Source organism: Brachymonas moutaii (nom. illeg.), assembly GCF_049977365.1.
Classification (GTDB): Bacteria; Pseudomonadota; Gammaproteobacteria; order Burkholderiales; family Burkholderiaceae_C; genus Brachymonas.
The window spans coordinates 78,743-98,401 of the sequence record NZ_JBNGEN010000008.1; the positions used below are offsets into that span (position 1 = coordinate 78,743).

At 67.7% G+C, this 19,659-nt stretch carries 18 protein-coding genes and 1 tRNA gene; 11 read left to right on the plus strand and 8 right to left on the minus strand.

Going from position 1 to position 19,659, the window contains the following annotated elements:
* Positions 1 to 49: 49 nt before the first annotated feature.
* On the plus strand, positions 50 to 1,027 hold the full coding sequence (locus ACP2WS_RS09685) for a LysR substrate-binding domain-containing protein (protein ID WP_426460608.1): 978 nt from the start codon (positions 50 to 52) through the stop codon (positions 1,025 to 1,027).
* Here ACP2WS_RS09685 and ptsP read toward each other — a convergent pair.
* From ptsP to ACP2WS_RS09700, 3 genes are all read right to left on the minus strand, one after another.
* Positions 999 to 2,873, minus strand: coding sequence for a phosphoenolpyruvate--protein phosphotransferase (ptsP, locus tag ACP2WS_RS09690; protein ID WP_426460610.1), 1,875 nt, complete (start codon positions 2,871 to 2,873; stop codon positions 999 to 1,001). The two genes, ACP2WS_RS09685 and ptsP, sit on opposite strands and share 29 nt — an antisense overlap.
* Before the next feature lie 208 nt (positions 2,874 to 3,081).
* On the minus strand, positions 3,082 to 3,351 hold the full coding sequence (locus tag ACP2WS_RS09695) for an HPr family phosphocarrier protein (RefSeq protein ID WP_374491894.1): 270 nt from the start codon (positions 3,349 to 3,351) through the stop codon (positions 3,082 to 3,084).
* The gene (locus ACP2WS_RS09700) at positions 3,320 to 3,784 is read right to left on the minus strand and encodes a PTS sugar transporter subunit IIA (RefSeq protein ID WP_374491895.1); all 465 of its coding nucleotides are present in this window, start codon (positions 3,782 to 3,784) and stop codon (positions 3,320 to 3,322) included. The genes ACP2WS_RS09695 and ACP2WS_RS09700 overlap by 32 nt, the downstream gene beginning before the upstream one ends.
* 335 nt (positions 3,785 to 4,119) lie before the next feature.
* Here ACP2WS_RS09700 and ACP2WS_RS09705 point away from each other — a divergent pair, with 335 nt between their 5' ends.
* The 4 genes from ACP2WS_RS09705 to ACP2WS_RS09720 all read left to right on the plus strand — a co-directional run bounded on the left by ACP2WS_RS09705 (position 4,120) and on the right by ACP2WS_RS09720 (position 7,342).
* Complete coding sequence (locus ACP2WS_RS09705) at positions 4,120 to 4,620, plus strand: TlpA disulfide reductase family protein (protein ID WP_374491896.1); 501 nt, start codon at positions 4,120 to 4,122, stop codon at positions 4,618 to 4,620.
* A gap of 254 nt (positions 4,621 to 4,874) precedes the next feature.
* Positions 4,875 to 5,168, plus strand: coding sequence for a FeoA family protein (locus tag ACP2WS_RS09710; protein ID WP_426460613.1), 294 nt, complete (start codon positions 4,875 to 4,877; stop codon positions 5,166 to 5,168).
* A complete protein-coding gene (feoB, locus tag ACP2WS_RS09715; RefSeq protein WP_426460615.1) occupies positions 5,152 to 7,065 on the plus strand; it encodes a ferrous iron transport protein B in 1,914 nt (637 codons plus the stop codon). Before ACP2WS_RS09710 ends, feoB begins: the two co-directional genes overlap by 17 nt.
* Before the next feature lie 31 nt (positions 7,066 to 7,096).
* A complete protein-coding gene (locus tag ACP2WS_RS09720; protein WP_426460617.1) occupies positions 7,097 to 7,342 on the plus strand; it encodes a DUF6587 family protein in 246 nt (81 codons plus the stop codon).
* Between the two features lie 46 nt (positions 7,343 to 7,388).
* On the opposite strand, the gene ACP2WS_RS09725 is transcribed toward ACP2WS_RS09720, so the two are convergent.
* The 3 genes from ACP2WS_RS09725 to ACP2WS_RS09735 are packed head-to-tail and all read right to left on the minus strand — an operon-like array spanning position 7,389 to position 9,518.
* Positions 7,389 to 7,910: a TPM domain-containing protein gene (locus ACP2WS_RS09725; protein WP_426460618.1), complete on the minus strand. Its 522-nt coding sequence runs from the start codon at positions 7,908 to 7,910 to the stop codon at positions 7,389 to 7,391.
* Positions 7,910 to 8,848 carry a TPM domain-containing protein gene (locus ACP2WS_RS09730; RefSeq protein WP_426460620.1) on the minus strand — a complete coding sequence of 313 codons (939 nt, stop codon included), beginning with the start codon at positions 8,846 to 8,848 and terminating at the stop codon, positions 7,910 to 7,912. The genes ACP2WS_RS09725 and ACP2WS_RS09730 overlap by 1 nt, the downstream gene beginning before the upstream one ends.
* A gap of 49 nt (positions 8,849 to 8,897) precedes the next feature.
* Positions 8,898 to 9,518, minus strand: coding sequence for a LemA family protein (locus ACP2WS_RS09735; RefSeq protein ID WP_426460621.1), 621 nt, complete (start codon positions 9,516 to 9,518; stop codon positions 8,898 to 8,900).
* A gap of 108 nt (positions 9,519 to 9,626) precedes the next feature.
* On the opposite strand from ACP2WS_RS09735, the gene ACP2WS_RS09740 reads away from it, so the two are divergent.
* Entirely contained in the window at positions 9,627 to 10,196 is a 570-nt protein-coding gene (locus ACP2WS_RS09740) for a DUF2946 family protein (RefSeq protein WP_426460623.1), read from the plus strand.
* A gap of 142 nt (positions 10,197 to 10,338) precedes the next feature.
* Here ACP2WS_RS09740 and ACP2WS_RS09745 read toward each other — a convergent pair whose 3' ends face one another.
* Positions 10,339 to 11,214: a c-type cytochrome gene (locus tag ACP2WS_RS09745; RefSeq protein ID WP_426460625.1), complete on the minus strand. Its 876-nt coding sequence runs from the start codon at positions 11,212 to 11,214 to the stop codon at positions 10,339 to 10,341.
* 150 nt (positions 11,215 to 11,364) lie between these two features.
* On the opposite strand from ACP2WS_RS09745, the gene ACP2WS_RS09750 reads away from it, so the two are divergent.
* A tRNA-Arg gene (locus ACP2WS_RS09750) sits at positions 11,365 to 11,440 on the plus strand.
* A gap of 91 nt (positions 11,441 to 11,531) precedes the next feature.
* On the opposite strand, the gene ACP2WS_RS09755 is transcribed toward ACP2WS_RS09750, so the two are convergent.
* Positions 11,532 to 12,704 carry an iron-containing alcohol dehydrogenase gene (locus tag ACP2WS_RS09755; protein WP_426460627.1) on the minus strand — a complete coding sequence of 391 codons (1,173 nt, stop codon included), beginning with the start codon at positions 12,702 to 12,704 and terminating at the stop codon, positions 11,532 to 11,534.
* Positions 12,705 to 12,943: 239 nt separating this feature from the next.
* Here ACP2WS_RS09755 and ACP2WS_RS09760 point away from each other — a divergent pair, with 239 nt between their 5' ends.
* From ACP2WS_RS09760 to ACP2WS_RS09775, 4 genes are all read left to right on the plus strand, one after another.
* Complete coding sequence (locus tag ACP2WS_RS09760) at positions 12,944 to 14,200, plus strand: YjgN family protein (RefSeq protein ID WP_374491907.1); 1,257 nt, start codon at positions 12,944 to 12,946, stop codon at positions 14,198 to 14,200.
* Between the two features lie 64 nt (positions 14,201 to 14,264).
* Positions 14,265 to 15,335, plus strand: a complete 1,071-nt coding sequence (locus ACP2WS_RS09765) for a M48 family metallopeptidase (protein WP_426460630.1) — start codon at positions 14,265 to 14,267, stop codon at positions 15,333 to 15,335.
* Positions 15,336 to 15,453: 118 nt separating this feature from the next.
* Entirely contained in the window at positions 15,454 to 18,543 is a 3,090-nt protein-coding gene (uvrA, locus tag ACP2WS_RS09770; RefSeq protein WP_426460631.1) for an excinuclease ABC subunit UvrA, read from the plus strand.
* A 259-nt stretch (positions 18,544 to 18,802) separates the two neighbouring features.
* Positions 18,803 to 19,612, plus strand: coding sequence for a formate/nitrite transporter family protein (locus ACP2WS_RS09775; protein ID WP_374491909.1), 810 nt, complete (start codon positions 18,803 to 18,805; stop codon positions 19,610 to 19,612).
* Positions 19,613 to 19,659: the final 47 nt, after the last annotated feature.

Genomic DNA, 19,659 nt, shown 5'->3' on the forward strand with positions numbered 1-19,659 from the left:
TCTTGATGGAATGCCGCCATCGAATCCTTACAGTGAAGGAGCTGCCGACATGGACACACGCATGGCGTCGAGCCTCAATCTGCATCTGCTGCGCATGTTCGAGGCCGTGGCACGGCTGGGCAGTTTCTCGGAGGCGGCCACAGCCCTGCATGTGAGCCAGCCAGCCGTCTCCCGCGCAGTGCGGGAGCTGGAGGAGCAGGTGGGACTGCCACTGATCGAACGCGGCAGCGATCTGCACCGCAGCGCCATCCGGGGTGTGCGCCTTACCCCGGACGGTCAGGCGCTGCAGGCCCATGCGCAGGGCATCTTTGCGCTGGAGCATGCCGCCGTGCAGGATTTGCGGCAGCGGGTGGGACTGCAGTCGGGTACCCTGGTGGTGGCCGCCAGCACGACGGTGGCCGGATACTGGCTGCCGGGCTATCTGGCCCTGTGGCGCCAGCACTATCCGAGGCTGCACTGCGCCCTGCGGGTGGGCAACACCGAGGAAGTGGCAGGCTGGGTGGCGCGCTGTGAGGCGGATGTGGGGCTGGTGGAGGGCGAAGTGACGGGCCCCACTCTGGAAGTGGCCGACTGGCACGAGGATGCGATGGCGCTGGTGGCCGCCCCCGATCATCCTCTGGCGCGGGCCGGAACCGTCACGCCACGGCAGCTGCAGTCATGCCGGTGGCTCGCTCGTGAGGCCGGATCGGGCACGCGCACGGAGATGGAGGCCTTCTGGGCTGCCATGGGCATTGCCCCCGCCGCCTGCGACGAACTGGGCAGCAACGAGGCCATTGCCCGTGTGGCGGCGGCAGGCGATGGTGTGGCGCTGCTGCCTCAGGTGCTGGTGGCGGATCTGCTGCAGCTGCAGGCCCTGCAGGTGCTGGCCCCTTCCGCAGCCATGCTCCGCAGAGCCCCGACCGTGCAGCGGCAGCAGCGACCGGCCGGAACCTGCTGGGTGCGCGCATTGCATGTGCTGACCTTGCGGGGACGCCCCCGGGGGCCAGCAGTGTCCACGTTCATGACCCTGTTGCGCCCGCCAGGTTGAGGGAGGAGGCGGCAGGCAGCGGAGCCGGTCCGGCCACGGGAGAAGCCGAGGCCGCCGCAGAGCCTGTGGGCAGGGCTTCTGGCGGCAGCTGCAGCATGACGGCAGGGTCATCGCTGTGGATGACGGACTGCGCCCAGGATTCGAGCTTGGCCGCATGGGCGCGCACGATTTCCTGCTTGACGGCAAGAATCTGCGCGGGATGCATGGAGAAGCTGCGCAGCCCCAGCCCCAGCAGCAGCCGGGTATAGGTGGTGTCGCCGGCCATTTCGCCGCAGACGCTCACGGGCTTGCCGGCGGCACGGGCGGCCGCAATGGTGCCTGCGATGAGCTGCAGCACGGCCGGATGGAGCGGATCGTACAGATAGGCGACCGACTCGTCGGCACGATCGATGGCCAGGGTGTACTGGATCAGGTCGTTGGTGCCGATGGAGAGGAAGTCGAAGTACTTGAGGAACTCGCGCGCGGTGAGTGCTGCCGCAGGCACCTCGATCATGGCGCCGAGCTTCACCTCGCCATAGGCCACACCCTTGGCGTCCAGCTGCTCGCGGGCCATGGCGATCATCGCAATGGTCTGCCGAATCTCGGTGACATGTCCCAGCATGGGAATGAGCAGATGCACCGGACCCAGAGCCGCCGTGCGCAGAATGGCGCGCAGCTGGGTCAGGAACATGCTGGGCTCGGCCAGACTCCAGCGGATGGCGCGCAGCCCCAGCGCGGGGTTGAGGTGGGCGTTGTCGGGCACGGCATCGTTGAGGGGCTTGTCGGCCCCGACGTCGATGGTGCGGATGGTCAGGGGCAGGCCCTTCATGCCTTCGAGGGCACGGCAGTAGGCCTGGTACTGTTCCTCTTCGTCGGGCAGGTTGCCCTTGCGTCCCATGAACAGGAACTCGCTGCGGAACAGCCCCACGCCCACGGCCCCGGCCGCCAGGGCGGCTGCGGTGTCCTCGGGCAGTTCGATATTGGCGAGCAGCTCGACCTTCTGTCCGTCGAGCGTGACGCAGGGAGTGTTGAGCAGGCGACGCAGGCGGGTGCGGTCCAGCTCTTCCTGCCGGCGCCGGAAGCTGTATTCATCGAGCGTGATGGGGGGCGGGTTGATGAGCAGCACCCCGGCATCGCCGTCGATGATGACCCAGTCGTCCTGCTGGACGAGCTGGCTGGCACTGCGCGCCCCCACCACGGCGGGAATGCCCATGCTGCGTGCGACGATGGCCGTGTGGCTGGTCTTGCCGCCGACGTCGGTCACAAAGCCCTTGAAGATGCTCTGCCGGAACTGGAGCATGTCTGCCGGAGACAGATCGTGAGCGACGAGCACAAGGGGCACGTCTTGGGCGTTGATGTCCAGGAAGCTGGCCTCGGCCTCCCGGGCCTGCCGCCGGGCCTGCTGCTGGGCTGCGAGCAGCGACTGCTCGCCCTGCATGCGCTTGATGATGCGCTCGATGACCTGTTCGAGGTCGGCCTTGCGCTCGCGCAGATAGGGGTCGTCCATCTCGTCGAACTGGCGTGCGAGCTTCTCGAACTGGGTGGACAGCGCCCAGCCTGCGTTGTAGAGGCGGTCGGCGATCCAGTAGCGCACGCCACTGAAGATCTCGTCGTCCTGCAGCAGAAGCATGTGCACTTCGAGCAGGGAATACAGCTCGCTGGGCACGTCCTTGGGCATGGTGGCCAGCAGGAGCTGGATTTCCTGGACGGCCGAGGCGCGGGCATCGCGCACACGGGTCATTTCGGCCTCGACCTGGTCGGGCTCGATGAAATAGTGGCCTACGTCTGCGCGGCTCGAACCGATGACCACGGCGCGCCCGATGGCCACGCCGCGCCCAACGCCGATGCCATGGATGGAAATGGTCATGGGTGTGTCTCCGTGGATGCCCCGCTCGCCTCCTGCCGGCTCCGGTCAGGCGGGGCTGCGCACAGGAAGGGCGAAGTCTTTTGCCAGAGCCTCCGCAGGCACAGGCCGCCGGAGGATCTGGCAAAGGACGCCCTCCCCCGGCCGCATCGGCCATCGGGGGAGCACTGCCCGATCATACCCACAGATGTGCGCAGGCCCTGCCGGAAAATCACTCCCCTTCGCCGAACTTGTCCTCGAACAGGGCCACCAGGGCCTGCATGGCCTCGGCCTCGCGCTCTCCGTCGGTTTCCAGCGTGACCTCGGTGCCGATGCCGGCAGCCAGCATCATCACGCCCATGATGCTCTTGGCGTTGACGCGGCGGCTGCCCCGGCTGATCCAGACCTCGCAGGGGAACGATCCAGCGAGCTTGGTGAGTTTGGCCGAGGCCCGCGCATGCAGGCCCAGCTTATTGCTGATGGTGATGGATTGCTGAATCATCGGGAGGCTCTCGTTTCTGGTCCTGCCGCGGTACGCGGCCTACGGTCATGATGCCCTGGCTGCCGCCGGACATGGCGCGTTCGAGCATGTCGGGCAGCGGCAGTGCGGCATAGGTCACGGCGCGCAGCAGCATGGGCAGGTTCACCCCGGCAAGTGCACGCAGCTCCAGCCCATCCTCTCCAGGCTCCTGCACCAGGGTCTGCACCACGTTGCTCGGCGTGGCGCCGAACACATCGGTGAGCACCAGCACCCCCCGGCTGCCGTGCACGTGCTCAAGCAGGATGCGCGCCGATTCCAGCGTCACTTCGGGAGATTCATTGGGCTGCACGTCGAGTGCCAGCACGCGCTCGCCACTGTCCGGGAAGACGTGCAGGGCACACTGGCGCAGTGCATGGGCCAGCGGGGCGTGGGCAATGAGGAAGATATGGTTCATGGAAAAGAGGATGGTCGGACACACTGCACCCGCCTGTTTGCAGGCAGGGTGCGGTGCACCTATCCGTGCATGATACTTCGGCGCTCTCCCCCTCCCGCCCCCATGCCATGCTCCGTCGCCCTGCGCCGACACTCCATGCCATGCCAAGGGCATGGTCCGGCGGGGCGCTGTAGGTCCTTTTGCCACAGTGCATCGGCATGGAGCGGGAAACGGGGACTTGCCCCCGGTCCTGCACGCCCCGGGGAAAGCCACTACACTTTGCGCACCGATCTCCCCACGATGGAAACGACACGGAACGGGCTCGCCGCCCGCCGTCGCGCAAGGCATCTGTCATCATGAAACGCATCTTCTCCCTCATGGGCCTGCTGGCCGCCCTCGGCGTGGCAGCTGCCGCCTACTTCACCTTTGCCAGCCATGACCGGGCTCCGCAGAGCAGCTTCGTGATGCTCGACGGCAGCCAGCGCACCACCGACGACTGGAAGGGCAAGGTCACGCTGGTGAACTTCTGGGCCACGAGCTGCACCACCTGCGTGGGCGAAATGCCGATGCTCAAGGCCACCCAGGAAAAATACGGCAGCCAGGGCTACCGCACGCTGGCCGTGGCCATGCAGTACGACCCCCCGGCCTACGTGGTGAACTTCGTCAAGACCCGCCAGCTCCCCTTCGATGTGGCCCTCGACAGCACCGGCAGCGCGGCCAGGAACTGGGGCAACATCTCCATCACGCCGACCTCGTTCCTGCTCAACAAGAAGGGCGAGATCGTCAAGCGCTACGTGGGCGAACCCAATCCCCAGGAGCTGCACGCCCTGATCGAGAAGCTGCTCCACGAGGCGTGATGCCTCTGCCGGGCGCCCTGTCCTGTCCAGCCCCTGCCCCGCAGGGGCTTTTTTGTGCAGCACGCCTGTCCGCCGCAGCAGGCGCTGCCCCCGGCCATCGGGCAGTCGTGGCCTGGATATGAATGTCTGATCTGGATCATGGCGCAGACGGAACGCAACGCCAGTCAATGAAAACAATTCTCATTCATTAGGGTTTTGCGCTATGATGCCCGCATCATTCAGCCACTCGAATGGCCTCTGGCCATCTCCATGCCGTGAAAACCATCTCTCCCGATGCAGGCCCGATTGCCCTGCATGCCCTGCCGACCGGTCAGCAGGCCGTCGTCAGCCAGGTGTTGCCCGATGCAGACGGCAAGAACGACAACCTGACTCTGCGCCTCACCGAAATCGGCTTCGTGCCGGGTGAAAGCGTGCGCATCATGGCTCGCGGATTCGCTGGACGCGATCCGCTGGCAGTGCGCATTGGCCACACCACCTTTGCCATGCGCCGGCACGAGGCCGCACGCATTCTGGTACAGCCGGAGGGACGCCATGCGCAAGCCCACTGAACAGCCGGTGCAGATGCCCGCCTCCACCCAGCCGCGTCCGCCGCAGCGCATTGCCCTGCTGGGCAACCCGAACTGTGGCAAGACGGCCCTGTTCAACCTGCTCACGGGCAGCCGCCAGAAGGTGGCCAACTACGCCGGCGTGACGGTGGAGCGCAAGGAAGGCGTGGCCCGCACGCCCGCCGGGCGTGATGTGTTCGTGCTCGATCTTCCGGGCACCTACAGCCTGCATGCCGCCTCGGCCGACGAGGCCGTGACACGGGACGTCATCACCGGACACTCCCGCGAGGCGCTGCCCGATCTGGTGGTGAGCGTGGTGGATGCGACCAACCTGCGGCTCAACCTGCAGCTGGTGCTGGAAGCCCGTCAGCTCGGCCTGCCCATGCTGCTCGCGCTCAACATGAGCGACATGGCGCGCGACAACGGCATCGAGATCGATCTTGCCGCCCTGTCGCACGAACTGGGCATGCCCGTGGTCGAGACCGTGGGGGTCGAGGCCGACGGCGCCCGCGATCTGCTGGCCGCGCTCGACGAGCCCCTGCAGCGCCCGCACCTCATCAAGGCAGAGGCCCGCGAGTGGCGCAAGCCTTCGCTGGCCGACATCCTGGCCACTCAGGCGCAGGTGCGTCATATCGTGCACACTGCCGTGCACCAGACCACACGCAAGCTCGAAATCAGCGACCACATCGACCGCTGGGTGCTGCATCCGGTGTGGGGCCCCGCCATCCTGGCGGTGACCCTGTTCCTGATGTTCCAGGCCGTGTTCAGCTGGGCCTCCATCCCCATGGACGCCATCAAGGCCGGCACCGAAGCCGCTGGCCAGTGGGTGAGCCATGTCATGCCTCCGGGCGTGCTGCGCAGCCTGATCGTGGATGGTGCCATCGCCGGGGCCGGGGCAGTGCTGGTGTTCCTGCCGCAGATCCTGATCCTGTTCCTGTTCATCCTGGCGCTGGAGGATTCGGGCTACCTGCCGCGGGCCGCTTTCCTGCTGGATCGCATCATGGGCACCGTGGGGCTCTCCGGGCGGTCCTTCATTCCGCTGCTGTCGAGCTTTGCCTGTGCCGTGCCGGGCATCATGGCCACGCGCACCATCGGCAACTGGCGCGACCGGCTGCTCACGATCATGATCGCGCCGCTCATGACCTGTTCGGCCCGCCTGCCGGTGTATGCCCTGCTGATCGCGGCCTTCATCCCCTCGCGCCCCGTGCTGGGGCTGTTCAACCTGCAGGGGGTGGTGCTGTTCTCGCTCTACCTGTTCGGCATCGTCTCGGCCATGCTGGTGGCGTGGGTGATGAAGCACTGGCGCCGCCATGCCTCGTTCTCGCCGCTGCTCATGGAGCTGCCTTCCTACCGCTGGCCCAACCCGCGCAATCTGGCGCTGGGCCTGTATGAGCGCGGCTGGATCTTCGTGCGCCGCGTGGGCACCATCATCCTCGCGCTGACCGTGGTGCTGTGGTTCCTGAGCAGCTATCCGGCCCCGCCTGCGGGTGCCACGGGTGCCGCCATCCAGTACAGCTTTGCCGGCATGCTGGGGCGCCTGCTCGAACACCTCTTTGCCCCCATCGGATTCAACTGGCAGATCGCCATTGCGCTCGTGCCCGGCATGGCCGCACGGGAAGTGGTGGTGGGCGCGCTGGGCACCGTGTATGCCCTGTCGAGCAGCGGGGACGGCGTGGCCGAACAGCTCGCTCCGCTCATCGCCCACCAGTGGTCACTGGCCACGGCCGTCTCGCTGCTCGTGTGGTTCGTGTTTGCGCCCCAGTGCGTCTCCACGCTGGCCACCGTGCGCCGCGAGACGCACAGCTGGCGCTACGTGTGGATCATGGCGGCCTACCTCTTCGGCATGGCCTACCTGGCCAGTTTCGTGGCCTATCGGATGACGCTGGCGCTCGCGGCCTGACCCGGCCTGCCGCGCCGAAAGGAGAACTCTCATGCTGCAGCAATTCATCGTCTATGCCATTGTTCTGGTTGCGGCCGTGTACGCGGCATGGCGCCTCATGCCCGCGGCATGGCGCACACAGCTGGCCAGCCGGCTCGCAGGCGGCGCGCAGCGTTCCGGGCTGGTGGATGCCCACAAGGCCGAGCAGCTCCGCCAGCAGCTCAGCACCACACCCGGCTGCGGCAGCTGCAGCAGCTGCAAGGGCTGTGGCCATGTCCCGCACGACACCGCTCCCTGAGGGCGCTCTCCACTGGCCGGCCGCCCCTGCAGGCGGCATGGCCCCGTCAGAGCACCACGGGGGTATCCGGCAGGGTGTTGTCCCGGGGCGTGCCGGGCGCACGGGGGTAGCTGCGTGCCAGCTCGGCCGTGACGGCCTCGATGGCCTGGCGGAGTCCTTCCTCATAGCGGCCTGCACGCAGATCCGCTGACAGGCCGGCCACCATGTCCTGCCACACCGTGGTCGGCACATGGCGGTCGATGCCTCGGTCGGCCACGATCTCGATGGCGTGCTGCGACAGCAGCAGGTAGATGAGCACGCCGTTGTTGTCCTCGGTATCCCACACGCGCAGCTTGCCGAAAAGCGTGATGGCCCGCTCACGCGCAGTGGCCTCGCGACGCACATAGCTGGGCGGCAGACGGGCTTCGATGCACAGCCGCACCTGCCCCGTGTGGCGTGCCTCGCTGGCGGTCACGCAGGTGGTCAGGCGCTGCAGTGCCTCGGCAGGCACCACGGCATGCACTCTTCGCGCATCGGCCGCACGGGGATCGGCCCCGAACAGAGTCTTCCAGAATTGCCATCCCGCCATCACCAGTCTCCCGAGGCACCACCGCCTCCGAAATCGCCCCCACCTCCGGAGCCGAAGCCTCCGCCGGATCCCCCTCCCCACGAGCCGCCACCACCGCCGCCGCCCGGAAAGATGAAGGGCCCGCCACTGCTGCCGCCACGTCCGCTGCCGCTGCCCAGCGCCACCAGGGCAGCCACCACGCCGGCGCCCAGCGATGCCAGCAGCAGGCTGGTGAGACCAAAGACCACCACGCCCACGAGCAGCCCCGTCGCCACCGACGCCTTGCCCACCCCAAGCCACATGCGCAGAAAAGCGCCGCCCACCATGGTGAGCATGGCCGCGAGCACCAGTACCTCGAACGGATCCATGCCCTGCTGTGCCGCCGCGCCATTGCGGGGTGCACTGGCCGCCGAGGGCAGCGCGGCATCCCCCGCGATGCGCGCACCCAGCGCGTCGATGGCGGCAGCCAGCCCCCCGGCGTAGTCGTTGCGGCGGAAGGCGGGTTTCATCACGTCGTCGAGAATCTGCGCGGCAGCCAGATCGGGGATGGTCCCCTCCAGGGCCTTGGCCACCTCGATGCGCATGCGGTGGTCGTTCTTGGCCACCACGATGAGCAGCCCGTCACCCACGTCGCGGCGCCCGATCTTCCAGGTGCTGGCCACACGGTTGGCGTAGGACGCAATGTCCTCAGGCTGCGTGGTCGGCACCATGAGCACCACGATCTGGGACCCACGGGACTGTTCGATGGCGGCCAGCTGTGCATCGAGCCGTCCCACATCGGCCGCGCTGAGCGTGCCGGTCTGGTCGATCACACGGTCGGTGAGCGCAGGCACGGGCAGCACATTCTGCGCCGCGGCCTGCCCCATCGGGACCAGCAGCACTGCCAGCAGCAGGACGCACGCCGCCAGCAGCCGACCGACGAGGGTCGTGCTCCGCAGACACGGGAGCCCGGGCTGCATTCGTCTTCCGGTCAGGCGGACTGCGTGCGTCATGCAGCGAGTCCCTGCATCAGTTGCGGCTGCCGCTCGCAGCCGTCCCGGTCCCGAAGTCCACCTTGGGCGGCGTGGCCAGCTGAGCCTCGTTGTCCACCGTGAAATTCGGCTTGGGCTTGTAGCCGAAGACCATGGCGGTCAGGTTGGTGGGAAACTGGCGAGCCAGAATGTTGTAGGCCTGCACGGACTGGATGTAGCGGTTGCGGGCCACGGTGATGCGGTTTTCCGTGCCTTCGAGAGTCACGCGCAGATCTCGGAAGCCCTGATTGGCCTGCAGCTGCGGATACTGCTCGGACACCACCAGCAGCCGGGAAATCGCGCTGCCCAGCTCGCCCTGGGCGGCCTGGAATTTCTTGAACGCCACGGGATCGTTGACCAGCTCGGGCGTAGCCTGAATGGCGGTGGCCTTGGCACGCGCCTCCACCACGCGGGTCAGGGTGTCCTGCTCGAAGTTGGCCTGCCCCTTGACGGTGGCCACGATGTTGGGCACGAGATCGGCCCGACGCTGATACTGGTTGAGCACCTCGCTCCAGGCGGACTTGGTCTGCTCGTCGAGCGTCTGGAACTGGTTGTAGCCACATCCCGACAGGCCTATCACGGCCAGCACGGTCAGGACTATCGCAAACAGGCGTTTCATGCGGTCTCCTTGAGAAAGACTGGGATGATGACAGGAAATGCGCCTCTTCGGTGCATTTCTGCGATGATCGTCGCCAGTACCCGGGGGTTCCGGGAAGGAATACGATCCATGGACGACATCGTCAAACAGGCCATGGCCAAATGGCCCCATGTGCCCCACTGTCACGGCTGGCTGGGCCTGGGTGCGCGCGGAGAGTGGTTCATGCGCGATGCCCGCACGCAGCAGGCGGGCCCCTTTGCCGGCGCGGGCAGCTGCCCGGCAAGCCGGGGAGCCGTGCTGCGGCACGAGGCCCTCGTCGCCTTCATCGGCCGCAATTATCTGGCCGACGCGCAGGGCTGCTGGTACTTTCAGAACGGGCCGCAGCGGGTCTTCGTGGAGCTGGAAGCCACGCCCTGGATTCTGCGCCTGTCCGCAGGCAGCACCGACACCGGCCCCACCGTCACCACCCACACCGGCCTGGCGGTACAGGCCCGTCAGGCCCTGTGCGACGAACAGGGACGCGCCTATCTGGTGACCGACCTCGGGCTCGGGCTCGTGCACAGCCTCGATACCCTGCAGATGGCCGATGCGCTGGAGCAGGGACTCTGGCCGCTGGAGGAGGTCGAAGCGGCCACCCTGCCCGCACGCTACGGCTATGTGGTCAGCCCGCAGCATCTGACAGAAGCCCTGCCCTCCTGAACCTGAACCCCGTCTCAGCCACGGGACACAGGGCACCGACCCCTGCTCCGGGCACGAAAAAGCCACCTCACAGAGGTGGCTCGGCAGAGGATGGGGGGCAGCAGCTCGGCAGGGAGCGCTGCCGCACCCGGCAGGAGCGGGCTTACTTGCCTGCTGCGACCATGTAGCGCACGGCGGCCTTCACGTCGTCGTCGGAGGCGGTGGAGCCCCCCTTGGGCGGCATGACGCCACTCTTGCCCTGGAAGCCACCGATGGCGTGCTTGAAGAGCGTGTCCTCGCCCTGGGCGATGCGGGGAGCCCAGGCGGCCTTGTCGCCAAACTTGGGCGCACCGGCCACACCGGCGCCGTGGCAGGCCTGGCAGGTCTGCTTGAACAGTGCCTCGCCTGCATTGCCGGCCGCGGCAGTGGTGGTGCCTGCGGCACCGGAAGCGGCAGGAGCAGCGGCTGCAGATGCGCCACCTGCAGCGGAAGCGGCACCGCTGGCTGCACCAGCTGCGGCACCTGCCTTGGGTTCTGCGAACTTGGCGCCGCCTGCATTGGCCATGTAGACCATGGCGCGGTGCACTTCGTCGTCGCTCAGCGAGCTGCCGCCCTTGGGAGGCATCACGCCCTTGCTGCCCTTGAAGCCTTCGAGGGCATGCTTGAGCAGCACGCTCTCACCCTGGGCGATGCGGGGACCCCATTCGGCGGCGTCGCCGAACTTGGGAGCACCTGCGGCGCCGGTGCCGTGACAGGCGGCGCAGACAGCCTTGTAGGCCTCTTCGCCAGTCTTGGGAGCGCCGCCGCCCGCGTCGGTGATCTGCAGGCTCACGTCACCCACCTTCTGGAGGCGACGGTTGGCGGCCATTTGGGCAGCAGGGCTATTCATGTTGTAACCGGACCCCGCATACTTGGCGAAGTACAGTGCGGTACCGAGGGCTCCCACCAGGACGGCGAAGGTCAGCCCCGACACGACCGCCAGCTGGCGGTTCTTGACGATCTCGGGAACTTGGTACGAATCAGAAGCGTTGTCGCCCATGGTGATCCTCTGTTTTTGGAATTGAAAAAATCTGAAACAAGTGGTCTGTCGCGATTATAGACACGGGCGGCCGTAAAAACACCTACAATTGCCGGCTGCACGCCACAAAGCCCTGCACCGCTCGCGGTGGGGTGTCTGTGTGTCGTCCGTGCGGCTGTAGCTCAGTGGATAGAGTATTGGCCTCCGAAGCCAAGGGTCGTGGGTTCGATCCCCGCCAGCCGCACCACCCCTTTTTCCCTTTTCCGGCACGAGCCGGGCTGCGCACGCCAACCCTTCGGTTGGCGTTTTTCATGGGCGCATGGCAGCCGGTACCGTGCTCAGAGGGCCGCTTCGAGAATGCTCCGGCTGATGGCGGGCGTGATGTCGCGGCGTTCGCCCAGGCGGGTCATGCCGTGCTTTTCGAGCTGGGCCACGAGCGGATCGATGGCGGAGGCGTCGAGCTGGTAGGCCGACAGGTGCGTGGGCACCTCCAGCGACTCGAAGAACGCCCGGGTCCGCGCAATGGCGGCGTCGATGCGCTCCTCTTCGCTGCCCTCGCGCAGATCCCACACCCGCTCGGCGTACTGCAGCAGCTTGAGGCGCTTGGCGTCGCGACGGACCTGCAGGAGGGCCGGCAGCACCACGGCCAGCGTGCGGCCATGGTCGATGCCGTGCAGGGCGGTGAGCTCGTGGCCAATCATGTGGGTGGCCCAGTCCTGCGGCACGCCAGCCCCGATGAGGCCATTGAGCGCCAGAGTGGCAGTCCACATGAAGTTGGCACGAATGGCGTAGTTCTGCGGCTCGCTCAGGGCCCGGGGCCCGATGTCGACCAGGGTGCGCAGCAGCCCCTCGGCCAGGCGGTCCTGCACCATGGCGTCGGCCGGGTAGGTGAGGTACTGCTCCATGATGTGCACATAGGCATCCACGATGCCGTTGGCCACCTGCCGCAGCGGCAGCGTGTAGGTGCGGGTGGGGTCGAGCACAGAGAACCTGGGGAAGGTGTGCGGGCTCATGAAGCCGAGCTTGTCGTGGGTGGCGCGCCGCGTGATGACGCCCCCGGAGTTCATCTCGGAGCCGGTGGCCGGCAGCGTGAGCACGGTGCCCAGCGGCAGCGCGCGGGTGATGGAGCGGCCATGCGTCTGCAGGATGGTCCACGCATCCTCTTCGGGGGGCAGCAGGGCAGCGGCCGCGACGAACTTGGTGCCGTCGATGACCGACCCGCCGCCCACCGCGAGCAGGAAGTCGATGCGCCGCTCGCGCACCTCGGCCACGGCACGCATCAGGGTTTCGAAGGACGGGTTGGGCTCGATGCCGGCGAACTCGTGCACGGTACGGGTGCCGCCCTCGGCCAGTGCGGCACGGACCTGGTCGAGCGTGCCGTTGCGCGTCACGCTGCCGCCTCCGTAGAGCACCAGCACCTGGGCGGCGGGCGGCACGAGGGTGGAGAGCTGCGCGATGGTGCCCTCGCCGAACACGATGCGGGTGGGGTTCTGGAAATCGAAGTTCTGCATGATGATGATCGCTCCTGTACGAATCCTGGTTCAGGGGAAGACAAGGCTGCCTGTCCGACGGCCCATTGTGCGGCGCCCCCGCGCGGCCTGCACGCCTGGGGCAGGATGCCCCGCTGCCATGGGGGAATCCGGCGTAGGGGGCGTGTCCTGCAAGAGTCCGCAGGGTTCCCGGCGAACGAGGTGTTTCGCCTACTACACTAGGACGCCGGAATCCTTCTTTTTACCGCGTTGCCCCCACCATGCCCGCAGACATCCAGACCCTGTACGCCGCCCCCGAAAGGCGCCCGAGCCTGCACAGATCGCCCACGGGCAGGAGCAGGCATATCCCGATCCATGACTATCCGGTGCACTTCAGCGGCACGGGGAGCGAATACTTCCGCATCTGGATCGTGAATCTGCTGCTGGTGATCGTGACCTTCGGGATCTACTGGCCGTGGGCGCGCCGGCGCAAGCTGCAGTATCTCTACCACTGCACGTGGGTGGACGGGCATGCCTTCGACTTTCACGGCAATCCCCGCTCGATGCTGCGCGGCTCGCTGCTCGCGGGGGTGCTGCTTGCGGTGTACGGCATGGGCAACCGCGTGGCGGGCGGCGCGTCCGCCGTGCTCATTGCCCTGCTGATGGTGGCGCTGTTTCCGCCGCTGTTCCGGGGCTCGCAGCGCTTCCGGCTTGCCAACACCAGCTGGCGTGGCCTGCGCTTCCATTTCACCGGCACCACGGGCGAGGCCTACCGGGCCCTGCTGGTACCGCTGCTGTGGCTGCTGCTGCCCGGGCCGCTGCTGGCCTGGGGCCTGGACATCGACCTCTCGCAGCTCGACCGGCGCGGCACGCTGCGCACCGGCACGCATGCTGTGGTCTACCAGGCCTGGATGCTGGGCTCGGGGGTGCTGTTCTCGCTGGCGCTGCCCTATTTCTACTGGCGCTACAAGCGCTACCAGCAGGGCCACATCCGCTACGGGCAGGAGGAAATGGAATACCGCGCCACGGCTGCCGACTACTACCGCCTGCTGGCGTCGGGAGTGGGCGTTTTCGTGGCCCTGTTTCTGGCAGGGCTGCTGCTGGTGGCGGGGGGTGCGGCCCTCAAGCGGCTGGTCTTTGGCTCGGGCCATGCCAGCTTCGGCATGATGCTGGCCCTGTCGCTGCTCGGGAGCATTGCCGGCTTTCTCCTTGCGCTGCTGGTGGGGCGGCACTGGTTCAAGGTGCGGCTCTACAACCTGCAGTGGTCGCGCACGGGCAACCGCCATCTGCGGCTGCGGACCACGCTCTCGCTGGGCCGCTACCTGCTGCTGCAGTTCAAGAACTACCTCCTGATCGGCCTGACGCTCGGGCTGTACTGGCCCTATGCCGTGATGGCCACGCGCCGGCTGGTGCTCGAATCCACGGTGCTGCGGGCCCGCATGCCGCTCGAACGCCTGCACGGGTCCAGCCGCGACGGCGACAACGACGCCATGGGGGACGCCGCCATGGAGTTCGTGAACTTCGACTTCGGTCTCTGAAGAAGGGCACGCCGTGGTCATGCCCGCTCCAGCCCCCTTACCCCCCGATGCAGCTCCCGGCAGGATGGAAAACACCGTGCGGGTGTTCTGGTTCGACGGCCAGCATGCGCAGGGCCGCCCCGCACGGCTGCGGCTCGAAGGAGAGAGCGTGCAGGTGCTCGATGCCGTGACGGGCCGTGTGCTGACCGCCTGCCCGGCGCGGCAGGCCCGGTGGACCGAGCGCACGCAGGGCGGCACCCGCACGGTCACGCTGGCCGACGGCAGCAGCGCCGAATCGCTCGACCGCGCGGCCTGGGATGCCTGGGCTGCCACCCACCTGCAGGCCGTGCGTCCCGAGTCGCTGGTGGTGCGCGCACAGCAAAGCGGGCGACGCACCCTGCTGGCGCTGCTGGTGCTGGGAGTGCTGCTGCTGGCTGCCTACCGCTGGGGGCTGCCCCTGATGGCCCGCGGCGTGGTGACGCTGATTCCGCCACGCATCGACGCCATGGTGGGCGACTCGGCCCTGCAGAGCGTCGAAGGACAGCTGCTGGCCCCGAGTCGTCTGCCCGCGGCACGGCAGGCAGCGCTGACGCAGCGGCTGCAGGCGGGCATGGCTGCGCTGGCGCCTGCGAGTGGGGCCCGGCCGACTTACCGGCTCCTGTTTCGCAGCGCACCGCGCATGGGCCCCAATGCCTTTGCGCTGCCCGGCGGCACCATCGTGCTGCTCGACGAACTGGTGACCACGGCAGGCAACGACGACGACATGGTGCTGGGCGTGCTCGGCCACGAAATGGGCCATGTGGTGCACCGCGATGGCATGCGCCAGCTGGTGCAGACCTCCGCACTGGGAGTGGTGGCAGCGGCCGCGTTCGGGGACTATGCGAGCTTTGTGACCATGGCGCCGGTGCTGCTGCTCAACATGGGATATTCGCGCGGTGCCGAGCACCAGGCCGATGTGTATTCCGTGCGCTTCATGCGGGCAGCGGGCATTTCGCCGCAGGCCATGGTGCGGTTCTTCGAGCGCATGCAGGCCCTGTCGCACGAGAAGGGGGCGGCCTCGCGCCCGTCGCGGCTGGGCATCGCGTTTTCGAGCCATCCGGCCACGATCGACCGCATTGCCTTCTTCCAGGCGGCGGCGCGGGGAGCGCAGCCGTAGGCGCGCCACGGTGGCCGGAGGGTAGCGATATCCGTCTGTTTCCGTCCACGCGACAGGCGGACTATGATTGCCGGTTGCCTTCTGTTTTTTCCGGCACTCAGCCCGCCGGCCCCGCCGCATGCCTGCCAAGAAAACCTCTTCCCCGTCTGCTTCCGTTTCCGCCCCTGCCGCCACCGACTCGGGGACCGCACGGCCCGCAGCCCTGCGTGCGCCGCATGCGCTCACGCACATCAGTGTGCGGGGGGCGCGCACGCACAACCTGCGCGACATCGACCTCGACATTCCGCGCCACGCCCTGGTGGTGATCACAGGGCTGTCGGGCTCTGGCAAGTCGAGCCTGGCCTTCGACACGCTCTATGCCGAAGGGCAGCGGCGCTATGTGGAGAGCCTGTCGACCTATGCGCGGCAGTTCCTGCAGCTCATGGACAAGCCCGACGTGGACCTGATCGAGGGGCTGTCGCCCGCAATTTCCATCGAGCAGAAGGCGACCAGCCACAACCCGCGCTCGACCGTGGGCACGGTCACCGAGATCCATGACTACCTGCGGCTGCTGTTTGCCCGTGCGGGCACGCCCTACTGCCCGGATCACCACCTGCCGCTGCAGGCGCAGACGGTGAGCCAGATGGTCGATGCCGTGCTCGGCCTGCCCGAGGACATGCGCGTGATGGTGCTCGCGCCGGTGGCGCGCGAGCGCAAGGGCGAATTCGCCGATCTGTTCGAGCAGATGCAGGCGCAGGGCTATGTGCGCTTTCGCGTCGACGGCGAGATCGTGGACAGCGAGCGCATTCCCGCACTGGTCAAGACCGAGAAGCACGACATCGACGTGGTGGTGGACCGGCTCAAGGTACGGGCCGACGCCCGCCAGCGGCTGGCCGAGAGCTTCGAGGCTGCGCTGCGCCTGGCGGATGGCCGCGCCATCGCCATGGAAATGGACAGCGGCCGCGAGCACGCCTACCACGCGCGCTATGCCTGTCCGGTGTGCAACTACAGCCTCTCGGAGCTCGAACCGCGCCTGTTCTCGTTCAACTCGCCCGTGGGGGCCTGTCCGGCCTGCGACGGCATCGGCTCGGTGGAGGTGTTCGACCCCGAGCGCGTGGTGGCCTTTCCGAGCCTGAGCCTGGCCAGCGGGGCCATCCGGGGCTGGGACCGGCGCAATCCGCATTACTTCCCGCTGCTCGACAGCGTGTGCCGGCACTACGGCGCCGATGTGGAGGCGCCCTTCGAGTCGCTGCCGGAACGGGTTCGGCAGGTGGTGCTCTACGGCTCTGGCGAGGAGGCCATCGCCTTCACCTACCAGGCCGAGGGCCGGGGCGGCAAGGCCCGCGAGGTGGTGAAGGAGCATCCCTTCGAGGGGGTGATCCCGAACATGGAGCGGCGCTTCCGCGAAACCGATTCGGCCGTGGTGCGCGAAGATCTGGCCCGCTACCGGCAGATCCAGCCCTGTCCCGCCTGCCACGGCACGCGCCTGCGCCGCGAGGCGCGCCACGTGTATGTGGGCGAGGGCGAACAGCGCCGCGCGATTTACGAAATCAGCCGGGCCACGCTGGGCGATGCGCTCGCCTACTTCCGCACCCTGCAGTGGCAGGGCGCCAAGGCCGAGATCGCTGCCAAGGTGGTGCGCGAGATCGCCAACCGGCTCGGCTTTCTCAACGACGTGGGGCTCAACTACCTGAGCCTCGACCGCAGTGCGGAGACGCTCTCGGGCGGCGAGGCCCAGCGCATCCGGCTCGCCTCGCAGATCGGCTCGGGGCTCACGGGCGTCATGTATGTGCTCGACGAGCCCAGCATCGGCCTGCACCAGCGCGACAACGACCGCCTCATCGCCACGCTGCAGCATCTGCGCGATCTGGGCAACAGCGTGCTCGTGGTGGAGCACGACGAGGACATGATTCGCGCCGCCGACTGGGTGGTGGACATGGGCCCCGGGGCGGGCGTGCACGGCGGCCGCGTGATGGCACAGGGCACCGTGGACGACCTGCTCGCCTCGCCCGACTCGCTCACCGGCCGCTATCTGGCGGGCACCCTGCGCATCGAAGTGCCCGCGCACCGGGTGGCCTGGCTGCCGGAGCGGGCCGCCAGCGCGCCCGTGCCGGCCCGGAAGACGCCCCGCTTTGCCTCTGCCCGGCCTGCCGGCGGCAGCGACAGGGACATAGACAGTGCCGCCGAGACCGCAAACACCCCCGCTGCGGGCCCCCATGCCGGCCTGCAGAAAATCACCATCGTCGGCGCGCACGGACACAACCTGCACGAGGTCACGGTGGACATTCCGGTCGGCCTCATGACCTGCGTGACCGGCGTGTCCGGCTCGGGCAAGTCCACCCTGGTCAACGACACCCTCTATGCCGCAGCGGCCCAGACCATCCACCGCGCGCACACCGAGCCCGCCCCGCACGAGGCCATCGAGGGGCTGGAGCAGTTCGACAAGGTCATCAACGTCGACCAGAGCCCCATCGGGCGCACCCCGCGCAGCAACCCGGCCACCTACACCGGCCTGTTCACCGCCATCCGCGAGCTCATGGCCGAGGTGCCCATGGCGCGCGAGCGCGGCTACGGGCCGGGGCGCTTCTCGTTCAACGTGGCCGGGGGCCGCTGCGAGGCCTGCCAGGGCGACGGCATGGTGAAGGTGGAAATGCACTTTCTGCCCGACGTGTACGTGCCCTGCGACGTCTGCCACGGCAAGCGCTACAACCGCGAGACGCTGGAGGTGCAGTACAAGGGCCGCAACATCGCCGACATTCTGGACATGACGGTGGAGGAGGCCTATGCCTTCCTGGGCGCGGTGCCCACCATCGCGCGCAAGCTGCAGACGCTGCTGGACGTGGGCCTGTCCTACATCCGGCTCGGGCAGAGTGCCACCACCCTCTCGGGCGGCGAGGCCCAGCGCGTCAAGCTCGCCTTCGAGCTCTCGCGCCGCGACACCGGCCACACGCTCTACATCCTCGACGAGCCCACCACGGGCCTGCACTTCGCCGACATTGCGCTGCTGCTCAGGGTGCTGCACCAGCTGCGCGATGCAGGCAACACCATCGTGATCATCGAGCACAACCTCGACGTCATCAAGACCGCCGACTGGATCATCGACATGGGCCCCGAAGGCGGGGCAGGTGGCGGCACCGTGGTGGCGCAGGGCACGCCCGAGCAGGTCGCCGCAGTGCCCGAGAGCCACACCGGCCGCTATCTGGGGCGGCTGCTGCGCTCCCGCGCCTGAACGGCGCTTGCGCTTGCGCTTGCCCCGCGTTCGCCACCACGCTCACCCTGAACGCTCCCCCGCAGCGCCTCTGCGGGTTTCCCCTCGAAACTGGCATGCAATCTGCATGTATGGCCTCACCCTGGGCCCATCGGTGGGCTCAGGGCGGAAAAACGCCCTGTTTTTCCGCCATGGCGCACCGGATTCGCCCCCATGCGGGCACCGCCGGTGCATCGAATCCGGCGCGATGCCCCATTCCGATCCAGAGGAGAACCCCAAGATGTCGTATCTGTCACCCACCGAATTCGTCACCAAGATGGTGGACGCGGGCGAATCCAAGATCTTCATGTCCACGCGCGACACGCTGATCCGTGCCTTCATGGCCGGTGCCATCCTGGCCCTGGCCGCCTGCTTTGCCGTGACCATCAACGTCCAGACCGGCCAACCCCTGCTGGGCGCGGTGCTGTTCCCGGTGGGCTTCTGCATCCTGTACCTGCTCGGCTTCGACCTGCTCACGGGCGTGTTCACCCTGGCGCCGCTCGCGCTGCTCGACCGCCGCCCCGGCGTGACGCTCGGCGGCGTGCTGCGCAACTGGGGGCTGGTGTTCGTGGGCAACTTCGCGGGCGCCCTGCTCGTGGCGCTGATCATGGCCATCATCTTCACCTACGGCTTCACCACGCCCCCGTCCATCGTGGGCCAGAAGATCGGCGGCATCGGCGAAGGCCGCACGCTGGGCTACGCCGCCCACGGCGCAGCCGGCATGCTGACGCTGTTCCTGCGCGCCGTGCTGTGCAACTGGATGGTCTCCACCGGCGTGGTGGGCGCCATGCTCTCGACCCATGTGTCGGGCAAGGTCATCGCCATGTGGATGCCGATCATGGTGTTCTTCTACATGGGCTTCGAGCACTCGGTGGTGAACATGTTCCTGTTCCCGTCCGGCCTGATGATGGGCGGCAAGTTCTCGGTGGCCGACTACATGATCTGGAACGAAATCCCCACCGCGCTGGGCAATCTGGTGGGCGGCATCACCTTTGTGGGGCTGACGCTGTACTCCACCCATGTGCGCACGGCCCCCAAGCGCGTGGCCTGAACCGCCTCCGCCGTCTGCCTGACTGACTCTGACTGATCCACGGATGC